General features: G+C 63.6%; 10 protein-coding genes. All 10 read right to left on the reverse strand.

Annotation, left to right across the window (positions count from 1 at the left end; all coding sequences use genetic code 11):
• Nucleotides 1–219: 219 nt before the first annotated feature.
• The 10 genes from JI75_RS05360 to JI75_RS05410 all read right to left on the reverse strand — a co-directional run bounded on the left by JI75_RS05360 (nucleotide 220) and on the right by JI75_RS05410 (nucleotide 17,035).
• Complete coding sequence (locus tag JI75_RS05360; RefSeq protein ID WP_039689352.1) at nucleotides 220–1,986, reverse strand: phosphotransferase; 1,767 nt, start codon at nucleotides 1,984–1,986, stop codon at nucleotides 220–222.
• 100 nt (nucleotides 1,987–2,086) lie between these two features.
• Nucleotides 2,087–3,652, reverse strand: a complete 1,566-nt coding sequence (locus JI75_RS05365; protein ID WP_039689354.1) for an amidohydrolase — start codon at nucleotides 3,650–3,652, stop codon at nucleotides 2,087–2,089.
• A gap of 131 nt (nucleotides 3,653–3,783) precedes the next feature.
• The gene (locus tag JI75_RS05370) at nucleotides 3,784–4,956 is read right to left on the reverse strand and encodes an LCP family protein (protein ID WP_240993135.1); all 1,173 of its coding nucleotides are present in this window, start codon (nucleotides 4,954–4,956) and stop codon (nucleotides 3,784–3,786) included.
• A gap of 224 nt (nucleotides 4,957–5,180) precedes the next feature.
• Nucleotides 5,181–6,077 carry a formate dehydrogenase accessory protein FdhE gene (locus JI75_RS05375; protein ID WP_039689356.1) on the reverse strand — a complete coding sequence of 299 codons (897 nt, stop codon included), beginning with the start codon at nucleotides 6,075–6,077 and terminating at the stop codon, nucleotides 5,181–5,183.
• 82 nt (nucleotides 6,078–6,159) lie between these two features.
• Complete coding sequence (locus tag JI75_RS05380) at nucleotides 6,160–6,903, reverse strand: cytochrome b/b6 domain-containing protein (RefSeq protein WP_039689358.1); 744 nt, start codon at nucleotides 6,901–6,903, stop codon at nucleotides 6,160–6,162.
• Nucleotides 6,903–7,790: a 4Fe-4S dicluster domain-containing protein gene (locus tag JI75_RS05385; RefSeq protein ID WP_039689360.1), complete on the reverse strand. Its 888-nt coding sequence runs from the start codon at nucleotides 7,788–7,790 to the stop codon at nucleotides 6,903–6,905. Before JI75_RS05385 ends, JI75_RS05380 begins: the two co-directional genes overlap by 1 nt.
• 17 nt (nucleotides 7,791–7,807) lie before the next feature.
• Complete coding sequence (locus JI75_RS05390) at nucleotides 7,808–10,945, reverse strand: molybdopterin-dependent oxidoreductase (RefSeq protein ID WP_144299275.1); 3,138 nt, start codon at nucleotides 10,943–10,945, stop codon at nucleotides 7,808–7,810.
• Nucleotides 10,946–12,235: 1,290 nt separating this feature from the next.
• Nucleotides 12,236–12,988: a cytochrome b/b6 domain-containing protein gene (locus JI75_RS05400; RefSeq protein WP_082019772.1), complete on the reverse strand. Its 753-nt coding sequence runs from the start codon at nucleotides 12,986–12,988 to the stop codon at nucleotides 12,236–12,238.
• Complete coding sequence (locus JI75_RS05405) at nucleotides 12,988–13,881, reverse strand: 4Fe-4S dicluster domain-containing protein (RefSeq protein ID WP_039689366.1); 894 nt, start codon at nucleotides 13,879–13,881, stop codon at nucleotides 12,988–12,990. Before JI75_RS05405 ends, JI75_RS05400 begins: the two co-directional genes overlap by 1 nt.
• Before the next feature lie 16 nt (nucleotides 13,882–13,897).
• A complete protein-coding gene (locus JI75_RS05410) occupies nucleotides 13,898–17,035 on the reverse strand; it encodes a molybdopterin-dependent oxidoreductase (RefSeq protein WP_144299276.1) in 3,138 nt (1,045 codons plus the stop codon).
• Nucleotides 17,036–17,038: the final 3 nt, after the last annotated feature.

A 17,038-nucleotide genomic window follows, 5' to 3' on the forward strand; every position in this document is an offset into this window, starting at 1 on the left:
GTAGTTCCATCCCGAGAAGTCGCCCGAGATCGTGTAGGACACGCCCAGGCTCACCAGCAGGATCCAGCCGACCGATCCCTTCTTCAAGGACCGCTTGGCGAAGTACTCGTCGCCCTGCACGCTTCCCGCAGCCGATAGCGCCTCGCGGGCCGCGAAACCCTTGGCCGCCCGGCCCTCGGCCGCGGCGGACACCCCCATCTGATTGTCGTTCATATCGAATTACCTCGCATACCTGTCGCAAGCGGCGGCGGCGAATTTAGAGGCCGCCTTGTACCATAGATAGAGCCAGTCGCCGACGGGATGGCCCCGGGCCTCCTTGTAGATGGCCCAGACGTACCAGTACCAGCCGACCACGGCCACGCAGCCGAGAAAATGGCGGGCTTCGTCGTCGTTCGGCGTGCGCCCGAGGTAGACGCCGTAGGTGCCAAGCGCCGCATCGATGCCGCAGGCGGGGCCCTGGGCCACGAAGTTGGCGATGTCGCACACCGGGTCGCTCATACCGGAGTACTCCCAGTCGATGAGCCACATGTCGTCGCCCCGCACGAGGATGTTGGGCGCGTAGAAGTCGTTGTGGCAAAGGACGCGGCGCACCTCGTCTCGCTCCATGAGCCCCCGCAGCTCGTCGATGCGCACCTCCAGCTCGTGAAAGCCGCGCGGCAGCGGGTAGGCCCGTTCGGCCAAGAGGCGCTTCAGGCCCTTCCCGTTCTCGTAGAAATCGAAGCTCCACTGGGATTCCTCGCCGCTTTCGTGAAGCGTCCTGATCATTTCCATAGCGCGCTCGACCTGCTTGGGATCGGAGGCGTCGAACTCGGAGCATCCCTCGATGAACTCGGATATCTTCCAGCCCTCGGCAGGATCTTCGAACACGAACGTGTCGTCGAGCCCCAGCTTCTTGGCCACCGCAAGCGAATGGGCCTCGGAGGCGCGGCTGATGATCTCTTCGGTTCCGTTGCCCGGATGGCGGTAGACGTACTTCTTCCCACGGACGCCGAACAGCACCGACAGGTTCGACAGGCCCGCTTTGATGGGCTCGACGTCGGTGATGTCGGTGCGCTCGCATGCGAGCGTGCGGCAGATGTTATCGAGGATGCGCGAATCGACGTTGACGAAGAAGTCCTCGTCGAACGCAGTGAGGTCGGTCACGTAGTCGAACTCGTAGATGACGCCCTCCCCGTAAGGCTCGATATAGGCGGTGAGTTCGCCCAGATGATCGGACAGCACTTCCTCCCACAGCTTGTCGGCGGTTTCGGGCAGGTCGTACTCGTCGGCGATGATCTGCATGAAGCGCCGCGAGAACTCGGGCGAGAAGCAGGCGGGGCCCTGCAGGGCGATTCCCCTCTCCTTGCCCATCTGGATCGACGAGATGCGGGACTTCGTGTTCAGACGCGGGATCAACCGCTCGGCGCGCCCCGTGCTGGGTGCGGCCGAGAGGTAGGTGTCGAACGCATAGGGGCAAAAGATGTTGCGCTCGTAGTACTCGTCGGAGCTGAGAACGTAGGTGCGGCCGAGGTGCGCGCGTGCGGCGAAGAGCGAGGAATGGTTGTTGCGATGGACGTACTCGTCGGTGAACAGGAGCTTCACGCCCAGCTCTTCCTCGAGGTAGAAGAAGCACTCCTTCATGTAGCCCGCCACGACCACGACCTCGTCGATGCCCGCCTCGCGCAGCTGGCGCACCAGCCGCTCGATCAGGACCTCTCCGCGCACCTCGAACATGGCCTTGGGCTTCTCGAAGGAAAGCGGCGTGAAACGGGTCGAGGCCCCGGCCGCCAGGATCACCGCGTTGCCCACGCGGTACCGCTCGAGCAGTTCCTCCCCCGCGGGCGTGACATGGGAATCATGGTCGAGCAGACCCTCCTCGCGCAGGTAGAGGCAGGCATGGTTCACCGTGCCCAGGGAAAGCCCCGTTTCGATGGAAACGTCGCGCTGGGTGGGCCGGTCGGAAAGCTTGAAGCAGACAAGCACTTTGAACTGGTTGCGGTTGAGCATAACGTCCTCGTTCGGTATAGCGTTCAGTTAGTTCATAAAACAATATCTTGAAACATTTTTGAACATTATACGCGAAGAGGCCGCATTCTACCGCATGAAGTTAGATCCTGCTTTTACCGGCGATCCCCTTCACCACGGCCGAGAGGAAGCCTTGCGATTGGCAACGGTAGGCAAGCCCGCCCAGCAAAAGCCGCTCGACCTTGATCCTGCCCAGCTCAGAAGCGCGAATCTCGTAGGGATTCTCCGACAGCACCACCATGTCCGCGACCTTTCCCACCTCGAGGGAGCCGCGCAGATCCTCGTCGAACGTCGTCCACGCCCCGTTGTACGTGCACATGCGCAGGGCCTCGCGCGGCGTGAGGGACTGGCCCTCGACGCTGTGGTTGCAGGCGCGCTGCATCCACAGGATGGGGTCGGGATCGGTGCAGGGCGCATCGGAGCCGGCCGACATCGTGATGCCCGCATCCCACAGCGTGCGCAGCGGGTTGAGGCGAGAGGCCCGCCGCTCCCCCATGATCGAAGCCAGGTACGAATCGGGCTCTTGGGGCCAATCGATGAAGCTCGTCTGCATGGGAAGGTGGATGCCGTAGTCCGCGCAGATCCGCATGCCCGATTCGGTGGGAAGGCACGCGTGGATGATGCCGTGCCGATGGTCTTGGCGGGGAAAGTCGTCCAGCGCGGCTTTCAGCACCCGGGTCGCCTGGTCGAAGGCCGCATCCCCGATGGCGTGCATCTCGATCTGGAGCCCGGCCCGGTTCGCCTCGCAGCAAAAGCCGATCAGCTGCTCGTCGGTGTAGTACAGCACGCCCGCATCGTCTGCGCCCTCGTAGGGCTCCCTCAAAGCCGCGTCGCGACTGCCGAAGCAACCGTCCAAGGCGCAGGCGAAACAGCCCCCGATGCGCGGAAGCCCCCGCTTCAGAGCCGTTTTCACCTCGAGCGACTGGGGAAACACGCGCACCTGGAAACCGCTCTGGGCGCTGCGGCCCACCCATTTCTCGATCGAGATGTCCATATCGCCCGGGAACCCGACCCCGCTGACGGTGTGCACCATGCCGATCCCGCGCGCGGCGAGGTAGTCCATCGCGCGCTGCATGTTCCCGACCAGCTGGGGAATCGAGATCGACCCGGTAATGCGGTCGAGCGCCTTGAAGAACGCCTCCTGGTTCATCTCCCCGGTGTCGGGATGGTACCCGCGCTGACCTCTCACGTCCTTCTCGATCAGGCCGAGCAGCATCGAATTCACCACGCAGGCATGCCCGTCGTATTTGACCATCATCACCGGCTTGTCGGGGCACGCCTCGTCGAGTTCGGACCGCGACAGGAGGCGGCCTTCGGCAACCGAGTACGGCGAAGCCCCGAACGCGATCAGGATCTTGCCCTCATACGTGCGGGAGAATTCGGCCACCATGCGCTTGATCTCGTCGTTCGATCGCGCCTCCATGACGTTGAGCCCCGCGTTGAACGTCGCAAGGCTCGCGAAGTGCTGGTGCGTATCGACGAACGAGGGGCAAAGGGCGCGCTCGCCCAGACGCTCGCGGGGCGCGCCCGCGTACCGTTCGGGGAGCTCGTCTCCCACGTAGCGGATCGTGCCGCCCTCTTCCACCAGGTAGCGTGCGACCGTGTCGTTCGCATCGACCGTGAGGATCGCGCCTTCGTAGACCTTCATACAGCCATCCCTTCCCTGAAAGGGCCGCCAAGCCGGAAAGACTCCGGGCCTATGCGGCGGCAAAGCCACCCGTATCGCGCGCGTCGGAAGCGCGCCGGCCCCCGATGCCGGGGGTCGGCGGACCTGAAGGGCTACTTGCCGGGGTCCTCGCCCGCGTCGACCTTCTGCATCATGGTCTTCCACGCCGCCTCGTCGGTGATGACGTAGCTGACGCCGTCGATCGTGGCCGTGCTCGACGGGGCGAGCGCCGAGTAGACGGTGAGGTCGCCGGCAGACCGGTACGCTTGCGCAAGGCCGATGATGTCGGTCACGGACATATCGGTGGTCACGCAGGCCGCGAGGCGCTGGATCGTGGAGGGCATCTCGAGCGCGGGGGTCTGCAGAACCTGCTTCATGATGGCCGTGGCCACGAGGCGCTGGTTGTCGGCGCGCTGGAAGTCGCCGCGCGCGTACCCGTAGCGCTCGCGGGCAAGCGCGAGGGCCTGCTCGCCGTTGAGGAGCTGGTAGCCGGCGCTCAGCTGGACGCCGGTGTTGCTCGCGCCCGTCTGGTCGTTGGACACGGGCACGTCGACGTACACGCCGCCCAGGATATCGACCAGATCCTCGAGCTCTTGGAAATGCACCTCGGCGTAATGGGTGATGGGGACGCCGGCGAACTCGGACACGGCCTTCACCGCGCCGGCCACGCCCCCGTAGGCGTAGGCGGCGTTGATCTTCTGGGTTCCGTAGCCGGGGATCTCGACCTTGGTGTCGCGCGGGATGGACACCATGGTGACCTTGCCCTCGGAGGGGACGACGCGGGCCAGGATGAGCACGTCGGATCGAGACGCCGTATCGCCGCTGCGCGCATCGGATCCGATGAGCAGCGTGTAGTACGCATCCGCCTCGTTGGGATTCGACGAGGCGACGGGCGCCTGCAGCGCCTCTTTGATCTCCATGGCCTCGTCGCTGTCTTTGATGGAAATGGTGCTGTTCAGGGAGTTCAGGTACAGCGCCACGGCTGCGGCGGCTCCGATGACGAGCACGAGGAAGGCCGCGAGGATCCCCAGCAGCACCTTGCGGGCGCGCGACCCCTTCTTCTTCTTCGGGCGGGCCGCCCCCTGGCCGGAACCGTACAGCGACCGATCGTAGCTCTGCGCGCTCGAAGCGCGCCCGCCCCTTTGCTGGGGCATGACCACCGGCCGGATGCCGGGCTGCCTGTTGAACTCGGGGCGCGATGCTCCCGTCGGGGGCGTCTGACGATTCGAATCGGGCTGCTCGGGCAGACGCGCATGCTTTCCGCGCTTCTGGTTGTCCTGTGCCACGCGTTCCCTCGTTTCTCTCGACCTCCACAACGCTGAAAGGCACCGGCTCGGTACATAACCCAAGCCGATGCCCATTATTCTATACGACCGATCGCCCAAACCCGGAAATTATACGATCTCGCCCGAAACCCGAAAAGGCCGCTTCGACGCGCTCTGTCCGACCTCAGCCGGATAAGCGCAGATGATGCGCGGAAACTCCGAGACCGGCGCGGGTGCGCGGCGGATCAGCCCCTGTGAAAACGCGGGTCGAGGGCGACGCGATCGAGCTTCGCCATCACCACGTCCTCGACATCGAGGCAGGCGGGAACGCGCAGATCGTCCTGGAACACCACGCGCTGGTAGCTTCCGCACGCATCGCAGGTCTGCAGCCTGTGCGCCGGATCGCCTTCCACGTGATGGTAATGCAGGTCGCCCTGATCCTGCGAACCGCACGAACCGCAGCGGATGCGCTCGAAATTCCAGGTGGTTCCGCAAGCCGAGCAGAACTGGGAACGAGCGCCGCCCTGGAGGGTATCCTGGACGCCCACATGCGACAGGCTTGCGGGGGCGCCGCACACCGGGCAGTGCAGCGGACGCGCGTGATTGCCTTCCTTTGCGTCCGCAGACACGGCGTCCATCAGGCTTTCAGCCGCCGCCTGGACATGGGTCCTCACCGCGAAGGCCAGCACCAGCACCGCGGCGCCGGCTGCCGCCCCGAACGGTTCGGCCATGCCCTCGTCTGCTCGAACGGCCTCGACGAACCCGGACGGATCGGTGCCCGCCAAGACGAGGTCGGCGCGACGGGAAAACTCGTCCCAGTCGATAGCGCCCAGCGCCTGGGCGACATCTTCGGCCAGGCCGGCCTCGGCGGCCATATAGGCGGCTATCCTGCGGCACGTCGCGGCGAAATCCCCCGCTTCGATCGCAACGGGGCAAAGCTGAAGAAGCGGGCGTGCGGACAGATACGCCTCGTCGAGCCCCTCGACGGCTGTGGCCGCCGCGCCGCCGTCGCCCGAAAGCTCGTCGCAGCGCTCCTGCTGCAGCTCGAACAGGCCGCGGAAAAACCTCAGCCGCGCCGCGTCGGAGGGCTCGGCATCCTGCAGGTACGCCCCGACCGCGCGGTCGATTCTCTTCAGATCCATGACATCTCGTCCTTCCATGGCAGTCGCCCCCGAACGTAAACGCTCGAGGGCGACTGCGATCATACGGGAACCCGGTTCCCGACTAGGCCTTTTTCAGGCCGCCCTTGACCTCGCCAGGCTTCTTGTCGTCGTCGGCCACCTCGTACTCGATGACGTTTTTGCCCTCTTCGATCTCTTCACGCGCCCAGAAGCCCCAGTGGTACAGAGCGTCGGACTCCTTCACGCGCCCGTTGCCGAACATCAGCGTCACCAGGCCGCGGTACGGCTGGAACACGCCGGCGCCCAGGTAGGCGTGCGCGATCACGAACACCACCAGCAACAGGAAGAACAGCTGGTGGACGAAGCGCATCGCGATCAGCAGCTGCGGGTCGGCGCGAAACGCGCTCGTGCCCAGCCACAGGACCACGCCCGACACCGCCATCGCCAGCGAGCTTACGATCAGCATACCATCGGCGAAGCGCTGGCCCGACTTGACCTCGTCCTGGTCGGGCATATGTACCCGTTTCGGTCCCAACATGTAAGGAACGAACTTGATGACGAACTCGACGTCTTCCTTGGTCCAGGCCGTGATGTACTTCTTCCACAGGCGCACGACGCCTTTGGGCGCCAGGATCGCGCTCACGATGGGGGCCAGGATCAGCACCGCGCCCACCACGCGGTGGGAGAAGCGGAAGAACTGGGTGACGTCGGATCCGATCGCGGCCCCGGCGCCCGGGATCATGACGAACAGGCCGGTGATCGAGAGCCACAGGATCGAGAACACCACGATGCCGTGCGTGATGCGCGTCTGGAGGGAATGCCTCTGAATCTCGCGTTTGACTGCCATTAGCGCTCCCCCGCTTCCTTGTCGATGTGCTTGACGATCTCGCCGGTGTCGACGTCGATAACGTCGTGGGACGCCTCGTCGTAGCGCTGCTCGTCGCGGCGGTACCCGATGCCGGTCGCAAACGACAGGCCCAGGCCGGCCACCACGCCCACGGCTCCGACCGCCGTCAGCGTCTTCATGAGGTTCTCGGTTTCGATCATGCCGTGGACCTGCGGGTTCTCGGGCAGCTCGTACCGATCGAGGCCGCGGTGCAGCACGTGGATGATGTGCGTGCCGCCCACTTCCTCGGCGCCGTACACCGACGCGTCGGCATAGCCGCGCTCCTTGAGCTTGGCGACCTTCTCGGCGGCCTTGGCCAGCATCTCCTCGCGCGTGCCGAACAGAAGCGCGCCGGGCTGGCAGGTGGACACGCAGGCGGGCTCGCGGCCGTTTTCGACGCGGTCGGAGCACATGGTGCACTTGTTCAGCTTGATGCCCATGCCGTCGAGCCCCACGCCGGTGTGGCGCGGGATGTCGAAGGGGCAGGCCGAGCGGCAGTACTGGCACCCGATGCACTTGTCGTCGTCGGCGACGACGAACCCGTGCTCGTCATGCGACAAACACCCGGTCGGGCACACGTCGACGCAGCCCGCGTTCGTGCAGTGCATGCACGAGCGGCGGCCGAACGTCCAGTCGATGCCCCAGCGCTTGTCGTTGTCGGCCTCGTTGAAGGTGATGATCATGCGCGTGGTGTCGTTGACGTCGGCGGGGTTTTGCAAAGAACCGCTCCACTCCTGGGAGTTCTTCACCAAAGGAGAGGGAAGCTCGTTCCACACCTTGCAGGCTACCTGGCAGCCCTTGCATGCGGTGCAGACGGACGAATCGTACAGCATTGCCATTTCAGTCATATCTTCTCCTCCTCCCCTTAAGCCTTCTCAACGTCCACGAGGAACGCCTTGTACTCCGGGATGTAGCTGTTCGGGTCGCCCACGTTCGGCGTCAGGTCGTTCACGACGTCGCCGGTGGAGTAGATGTTCGCCCAGCCCCAGTGATGGAGCATGCCGATCTGGTGGACCGTCTCGCCGTTGATGGTGAACGGGCGGATGCGCTTGGTCACCATCGCGTGCACGTTCACCGAACCGCGGTTGTTGAACACGCGGACCGCGTCGCCGTTCTCGATGCCCTTCTCGGCAGCTAGCTCGGGCGAGATCTCGATAAACTGCTTGGGAGCGATCTCGTCGAGGGCGGGGCAGGCGCGGGTCTGCCCGCCGGTTTGCCAGTGCTCGGTGATGGAGTACGTGGTGGCCACGATCGGGTACTGCGAGCGATCGCCCTTGTTCACCGACTTGTTCTCGGCGAAGCGGATCATGGGCGAATGCTCGGCGCCGTTCATCACGTTGTGCGTCGGCGACTCGAAAGGCTCGTAATGCTCGGGCAAAGGTGCGTCCTTCATGCCGGTGGTGATGAGGTTGCCGGCGCCCTCCCACTTCATGATGAAGGCCTTGGAGTCGGGTGCGACCGGGACCGTCTTGCCCTCGGCGTCCTTCTTCTCGAAGGTGAAGTCGGGGGTGTCGTAGTGGCCCCACTTCTGGCCGTCCCACCACACGAGCTTCTTCTTCTCGTTCCAGGGCTTGCCGCTCGGGTCGGCCGAGCAGCGGTTGTACAGGTGACGGCGGTTGTTCGGCCAGGCGAACGCCCAGTTGGGATAAACGCCCAGGTTGCCCGGATCCTCATGGCTGCGCCGGCCGGTGGGCTGGGCGCTGGGGTTCATCTTCTCGGCGTCGTTGTTGTAGAAGCCCGAATAGATCCACATGCCGATGGCCGTCGATCCGTCGGCCTTCAGGTCGCCGTATCCGGACAGAAGCTTGCCCGTCTTGGCATCGTAGCCGTTGAGGGCCCAAGCCACCGGGCGCGGGTCGATCTTTCCGTTGATGTAGTAGTCCCACTTCGCGTTCAGGATGGGCTCGGGGCACACGCCGCCCTCGGCCTTGTACAACTCGACGATGCGGGTGCGCAGCATGTCGGCGATCTCGTAGTCGGGCTTCGCGTCGCCCACCGGGTCGACCGCCTTGTAGCGCTGCTGCAGCCAGCGGCCCGAGTTCAGGATGGTGCCCGACTTCTCGTAGATGAGGGCCGCGGGAAGGAAGTAGCACTCGGTGTCGATCTTGGAGGCGTCCATGTCCGGCGCCTTCCAGAACGTCGCCGTCTCGGTGTAAGACCAGTCGGCCACCACCAGCCAGTCCAGGTTGCACATCGCGTTGCGGATGAACTTGGTGTTGGCATCGGAATGCGCAGGGTTCTGGCCCCAGGCGAAGTACCCCTTCATGATGCCCTGGTCCATCAGCTCGAACGTGCCGGTGGTGGTGAAGGTCTCGCCGTTTTCGGGCACTTTGGGAAGCCAGTCGTAGCCGTAGTCGTTGTCGGCCGTGGCGTGCTCGCCGAAGAACTCTTTGAGGAACGACACCATGAACTTGGGCTTGTTGGTGTAGTAGCCCGCCGCGTAGGTCTCGTGCTCGCACCAGGCGCGCAAACTGGGGCTTCCGGAGATGCTGGGCCACTTCAGATAGCCCGGCAGGTCGAACACGGTCATGCCCATGTCGGTGGCTCCCTGGACGTTGGGCTCGCCGCGCAGGGCGTTCAGGCCGCCGCCGGGATTGCCCACGTTGCCCAGCAGAAGCTGGATCATGGCCATCATGCGCGTGTTCTGAGCGCCGTAGTGGTGCTGAGTCTGCCCGAGGGCGTAGAGGATGGTTCCCGTCTTATCGGTGGCGCTGGTCGAGCAGTACAGATCGTAGACCTCTTTGAGGGTCTCTTTGTCCATACCGCAGACCTCGCACACCTTGTCGAGCGTATAGCGGGAGTAATGCTTCTTCATGATCTGATACACGCAGTTCGGATCCTGAAGCGTCTCGTCTTTTTTGGGAACCTTGACCGTCGGCGTGGTGAACGAGGGAACGCCCTCGCCCTTCACCCAGGCGTACGCGCCGCCCTCGGAGGTGTCCCATTCGGTGGTCGATTCGACCTGGTATCCCCAGGTGGTGGTGTCGTACTTGCGTTTTTCCGGATCGAATCCGCTGAACAGGCCCGTTTCGACGTCGAAGTTGAAATCGGGGTTGATCAGGTAGCTCATGTTGGAATACGCCATGACGAACTCGCGATGCCACAGATCGTTCTCGATCATGTAGTTGATCATGCCGCCGTAAAAGACGATGTCGGTGCCCGAACGGATGGGACAGTAGATGTCCGCCTTCGCAGCCGTGCGCGTGAAGCGGGGGTCGACCACGATCCACTTCGCTCCGTTGTCCAGCGCGCGCTGCGTCCATTTCGAGCTGACCGGATGGTTTTCAAGATTGTTCGAACCGCAGGACAAGATGACGTCCGTGTTCTTGAAGTCGCAATAATGACCCGTCATAGAGCCGCGACCGAATGTGGGTGCCAGACCGACAACCGTGGAGCTGTGTCAAACGCGCGCCTGGTTGTCGATGGCCACGAGGCCCAGCATGCGCATGGCCTTGAGGATGAGGAACTGCTCCTCGGAATTCTGCTGGGAACCGCCCATCGAGCCGATGGCCGGGGTGTAGTTCACCGTCACGCCGTTGTGCTCGGTGACGAAGGACTCGTCGCGGGTCTTCTTCACATGGGCGGCGATCTCATCCATCGCCTGGTCCCACGTGATGTCTTCCCACTTAGACGACCCTGCGCGTCGGACCTGGGGCTTGGTCACGCGGTTGGGGTTGTGGATGGTCTTGCCCGTAGCCGGATCGACCACGTTGCGCAGCTGGAACATCGCCGCACCCTTGGGGCAGAGCGCACCCTCGTTGATGACGTGGTCGGGGTCGCCCTCCAGGCCCACCAGCTCGCCGTCGCGCACCGAGCAGATGACGCCGCAGCCGCCCGAGCAGTAGCAGCAGATGTTGGTGTGCTCCTCGGTGTTCACCAGCTTCCAGTCGTCCTTAACGGCGTTGAACGCGAACGCCTCGGACTGACGTGAGAGCTCGTAGGCGAACGATCCAGCTGCCGCCAGGCCCGTCGCCTTGAGGAACCCCCTTCTCGTAATACTCATACGCACTCCTCTCTCGTTGGCGCGGATCGCGCGAGACGGGTTCGCATCTGCGTGCGAACAACCGCCGAACCCCCTCAGGTTCCCGTGATCCGCCTGCGCATAGGCGCGACAAGGCTCGTGCGCTTCGCGAAGGCTACCCTTGCCGTCCGTCGAGGCGCTCCCACAAAACGCAGGCTCGGCGCCGCGTCCCCTCTCCGGACTTCCTTCGCGAAACACAGCAGCGGCATCGCACCGCGCAGCTGTCTTTCGGCCTTGGGGAAACGCACGAAAGGCGCGCGGGCGCGGGCAGGTTGTGCCCACATACGCGCCCGTGCGCTCCACTGTACGGGTGAAACCCCAAAGACCTGCGATTATGTTAACTTCAAGGAAAAGAACGGCTTCGGTAACGCAAGGGTAACGAAGGGGTCGGGGGCGGGAGCGGAGCCTCGGCGGCCCCGCAATCCCGTCAGCACCGCTTATTCTTTAAGGTCGAAATCGTTCTCTGAAAAGCATCATCAATTTCTGGTGATGCCGCGGGCGGCGATCGTCGATGTTATTCCAAGCAAATCAGTGTTACGTACACATGGTTTCTTCACGAGTAAGTTGATCCGTTGTCATAATTCAACAGAAGTTGGCATCTTGGCTTTTAAAGTGCCAACTCGATTGCATCACACCTTATAGGGTGCTGTTATTTTCGTATCGCAGAAAGTAGCGCGCTTTTGGGTTTCGCGCTCCCTTCCTTTCGCCCTGCCTCCCTATCTCCCTTGGCCCCTTCGGCTTTGCCCGACTTTCCGAACGGCCCTCTCGCCCGGCTCGTTCTATTTCCCGGCCCCCTTCGCTCCGCCCGGCTTCCCCTGACCCTAAAAGCCGACTCAGCTAGCCGGACTCTCCGAACGGCCCCTCATGCAGTCAAGGTTGCGCCGTTCGGTCAAAAAACCGCAGGTTTGCATCGGCGCGTAAGAAGCAAGCCCTCTGGCGCCAAAAAACGGGAGGTTTGCATCGGTATGTACGCGAAAGCTCATGAAGGGAAAACCGCTGAACTGGCTTTTCTCAGGCACTGAACCCCACACGGCCAGAACCGCGCCCCCATCGAAGCGGATAGCGAATGCAAACCTGCGGTTTTCTGACACGGACGGCCTCTTTTCGCGCACGCCAATGCAAACCGGCCGTTTTTTGGCTAAGCAGCTCCGCGACGGCACGATCGGAGGATCGCACCGTCGCCCGAAGCATAACCGACCGCCCCGTTGCACGAGGCACGACAGACCGCCCCGTCGCGCAAAGTTCCAGCGAGTCGCGCGAGGCCGCCGCGCTCTAGCGGGACTCCGCCTTCGCGAGCGGCCCTTTCACCTCGCCGGGCTTCTTGTCGTCGTCGGGCACCTCGACCTCGACGACGTTCTCACCGCGCTCGAGCTCTTCGCGGGCCCAGAAGCCCCAGTGGTACAAGGCGTTCGACTCGCTGACGCGCCCGTTTCCGAACATCAGGCGGACGGTTCCCTTGTACGGCTGGAACACGCCGCCGCCCAGGTAGGCATGCGCGATCACGAACACGATCAGCAGGATGAAGAACAGCTGGTGGATGAAGCGCATCGCGATCAGCAGCTGCGGGTCGGCGCGAAACGCGCTCGTGCCCAGCCACATAATCGCCCCCGACACCGCCATCGCCAGAGCGCTGACCATCAGCAGGCCGTCGGCGATCCTCTGTCCCGACTTCACCTCGTCCTGGTCGGGCATGTGCACGCGTTTGGGGCCCAGCATGTAGGGAACGAACTTCACCATGAACTCGAAGTCTTCCCTCGTCCATGCCGTGACGTACTTCCTCCACATGCGCGCAACCCCCTTGGGTGAAAGGATCGCGCTCACGATGGGGGCCAAAATCAGCACCGCGCCCACCACGCGGTGGGAGAAGCGGAAGAACTGGGTGAGGTCGGTGCCCACCGCGGCTCCCAATCCCGGGATCATGACGAACAGGCCGGTGATCGACAGCCACACGACGCTGAACGCAACCACCCCGTGCGTGATGCGCGTCTGGAGGGAATGCCTTTTGATCTCTCGTTTGACGGCCATTATCGCTCCCCCGCTTCCTTGTCGATGTGGCGGACGACCTCGCCGGTGTCGACGTCGACGATGTCTCCGGTCTTCTCGTCGTAGCGCATCTCGTCGCGGCGGTACCCGATGCCGGTCGCGAACGACAGACCCAGACCTGCGACGACTCCCGCGGCGCCCACGCCCGCAAGGATCTTCATCGTCGTATCCTCCACGCGCGTCATCTGGGGAACCTCGGGGTTCTCGGGCAGTTCGTACATCTCCATGCCGTATTTGAGCACATGGATGGTATGGCAGCCCCCGCACTCGTCCTTCCCGTAGACGCGCGCCTTGGAAAAGCCCTTGGCATGCAGCTCCTCGACGCGGGCCTCGGCTTTCGCGATCATCTCGTCGCGGTCGCCGAAATCGAGCGCTTCGGGCTGGCACGAGGTGACGCAGGCGGGAGCGCGCCCCGCACGCACCCGGTCGATGCACCCCGTGCACTTGTTGATCTTGATCCCCATGCCGTCGAGCCCCACACCGGTGTGGCGCGGGATGTCGAAGGGGCAGGCCGAGCGGCAGTACTGGCACCCGATGCACTTGTCGTGGTCGAGGATCGTGAAGCCCGTCTCCTCGTCTTTGGTGAGGCATCCCGTGGGGCATGCGACCACGCAGGCCGCATCGTCGCAGTGCATGCACGAGCGGCGGCCGAACGCCCAGTCGATGCCCCAGGCGGTATCGTTGTCAGCCTCCCTGAAGGTCATGACGAGGCGCGTGTCGCCGTTCAGGTCGGGAGGGTTTTGCAAAGAACCGCTCCACTCCTGGGAGTTCTTCTCCATCGGCGAAGGAAGCTCGTTCCACACCTTGCACGAAACCTGGCAGCCCTTGCATGCGGTGCAGCGGGACGCATCGTAGTAAATGGCAACTCCGGACATGGCAGCCTCCTTCCTTCTAAGCCTTCTCGACGTCCACGAGGAACGCCTTGTACTCCGGGATGTAGCTGTTCGGGTCGCCCACGTTCGGCGTCAGGTCGTTCACGACGTCGCCGGTGGAGAACATGCCCGCCCAGCCCCAGTGATGCACCATGCCCACCTGATGGACGGTCTGCCCGTTCACCGTCAGGGGCCGCAAGCGCCGCGTGACCATGGCGTTGAGCTTCACCGACCCGCGGTTGTTGAACACGCGGACCGCGTCCCCGTTCGCAATGCCCTTCTCGGCGGCCAGCTCGGTGGATATCTCGATGAACTGGCGGGGGGCCGCCTCGTTGAGCGCAGGGATGCTGCGCGTCTGGGTTCCGGACTGCCAATGCTCGGTGATGGAGTACGTGGTGGCCACGATCGGGTAGCGCTCCTTGTCGCCGCGCTTGACCGACGGGTGGTCGGCGAACTTGATCATGGGAGAGTTCTCGCGTTTGTTCAGCTGGTTCACCCCGATCGGCGTTTCGAAGGGCTCGTAGAACTCGGGGAACGGCGCGTCTTTCATGCCGGTGGTCATGAGGTTGCCCTTGCCCTCCCACTTCATGATGAAGGCGGTGGTGTTGGGCGGGATGGGAACGGCGTTACCCTCCCCGTCTTTCTTCTCGATGCCGAAGTCGGGAACGTCGTTGTGCTGCCACTTCTCGCCGTCCCACCATACGAGGGCACGCTCCGGGTTCCACGGCCTGCCCTGGGCATCGGCCGAGGCGCGATTGTACAGCACGCGGCGATTCGCGGGCCACGAGAACGTCCAGTTGGGATACAGGCCCAGGTTGCCCGGATCCTCGTGCCCGCGCCTTCCGGTGGGCTGGGCGCTGGGGTCGAGCTTCGCCCCGTCGTTGTTGTAGAAGCCCGAATATATCCAGATGGCGTTCGAGGTCGAACCGTCGGCCTTGAGCTCGCCGAAGTTCTTCAGCAGCTTTCCGGTGCGCACGTCGTAGCCGTTGAGGGCCCAGTCCACCGCGCGCGGATCGATCTTGCCGTCGATGTAGTAGTCCCACTTCGCGTTCAGGATGGGCTCGGGGCGCACGCCGCCGGCTCGGTACGCTTCGACGATCGCCGCATGCAGCAGGTCGGCGATCTCGTAGTCGGGCTTCGCGTCGCCCAGAGGCTCGACCGCCTTGTAGCGCTGCTGCATCCAGCGGCCCGAGTTCAGGATGGTGCCCGACTTCTCGAATATCAAAGCTGCGGGAAGGAAGTAGCACTCGGTGTCGATCTTGGAGGCGTCCATGTCCGGCGCCTTCCAGAACGTCGCCGTTTCCGTTTCGAACCAGTCGGCCACCACCAGCCAGTCCAGCTTGCACATCGCGTTGCGCGAGAACTTCGCGTTCGGATCGGAGTGGACGGGGTTCTGACCCCAGGCGAAGTACCCCTTCATCGTCCCCTCGTCCATACGGTGGAACGTCCCCATGGTGGTGAAATCGTCCCCGTTCTCGGGAATCTTGGGCAGCCAGTCGTAACCGTAGTCGTTGTCGGCCGTAGCGCGCTCGCCGAAGAACTCCTTCAAAAACGACACCATGAACTTGGGCTTGTTGGTGTAGTAGCCCGCCGCGTAGGTCTCGTGCTCGCACCACGTTTTCAGATCGGGGCTCGCCGTGACGTGGGGCCATTTCAGATAGCCCGGGGCGTCGAACACGGTCATGCCCATGTCGGTGGCTCCCTGGACGTTGGGCTCGCCGCGCAGGGCGTTCAGGCCGCCGCCTGCCACGCCGGCGTTGCCCAGAAGCATCTGGATCATGGCCATGATGCGGGTGTTCTGGGCGCCGTAGTGGTGCTGGGTCTGCCCGAGGGCGTACAGGATGGTCCCCGCTTTGTCGGGCGCTCCGGTCGAGCAGAAGATGGAGTAGACCTCTTCGAGCGTGGCTTCATCCATGCCGCACACCGAGCACACCTTCTCGATGGTGTAGCGTTCGTAGTGCTTCTTCATCAGCTGGAACACGCAGTTCGGATCCTGAAGCGTCGGATCGGTCTTCGCATGCTTGACCTTCGGCGTATCGAATGCCGGCACTCCGTCCTGGGAGACCCAGGAGAACTCGCCTTTTTCGGACGTGTCCCACGAAGACGTCGAGTCGACCTGGTATCCCCAGGTGGTGGTTTCGTACTTTCCCTTAGCCTCGTTCCAACCGGAGAACAGGCCGGTCTCCACGTCGAAGCGGTAGGCGGGATCGATCAGGTAGCTCGCATTGGTGTAATCCAAGACGTAGTCGTGCTGCCATAGGTCGTTTTCTATGATGTAGTTGATCATGCCGCCGTAAAACGCGATGTCGGTGCCCGAGCGGATGGGACAGTACAGATCGGCCATCTGGGCCGTGCGCGTGAAGCGGGGGTCGACCACGATCCACTTCGCCCCCCTGTCCTGAGCGCGATGCGTCCAATGCGAGCTGATCGGATGGTTCTCGAGGTTGTTGGAGCCGCACGTCAGGATGACGTCGGCGTTTTGGAAGTCGCACCAATGCCCCGTCATGGAGCCGCGACCGAATGAAGGCGCCAGACCGACGACCGTGGAGCTGTGTCAAACGCGCGCCTGGTTGTCGAGGGCGACCACCCCCAGCGACCTCATCAGCTTGAGGATGAGGTAGTCCTCCTCGCAGTTCTGCTGGGAACCGCCCATCGAGCCGATGGCCGGGGTGTAGTTCACCGTCACGCCGTTGCGCTCGGTGACGAAGGACTCGTCGCGGGTCTTCTTCACATGGGCGGCGATCTCGGCTGCAGCGCGATCCCAGGTGATATCCTCCCAGTCGGAAGCGCCGGGTCGACGGACCTTGGGCGATGTGATGCGGTTGGGGTTGTGCATCAGCTTTCCCGTGGCCGGATCGACCACGTTGCGCAGCTGGAACATGGTGGCGCCCTTCGGGCAAAGGGTTCCCTCGTTGATGACGTGGTCGGGGTCGCCCTCCAGGCCCACCAGCTCGCCGTCGCGCACCGAGCAGATGACGCCGCAGCCGCCCGAGCAGTAGCAGCAGATGTTGGTGTGCTCCTCGGTGTTCACCAGCTTCCAGTCGTCCTTAACGGCGTTGAACGCGAACGCCTCGGATTGGTTGGAAAGCTCGAATGCCAGCGATCCGACCGCTGCCAGACCAGCTGTTCTGACGAAGCCCCTTCGTGTGATTTCCATACG

This window comes from Berryella intestinalis (assembly GCF_000814825.1).
GTDB classification, from domain to species: Bacteria; Actinomycetota; Coriobacteriia; order Coriobacteriales; family Eggerthellaceae; genus Berryella; species Berryella intestinalis.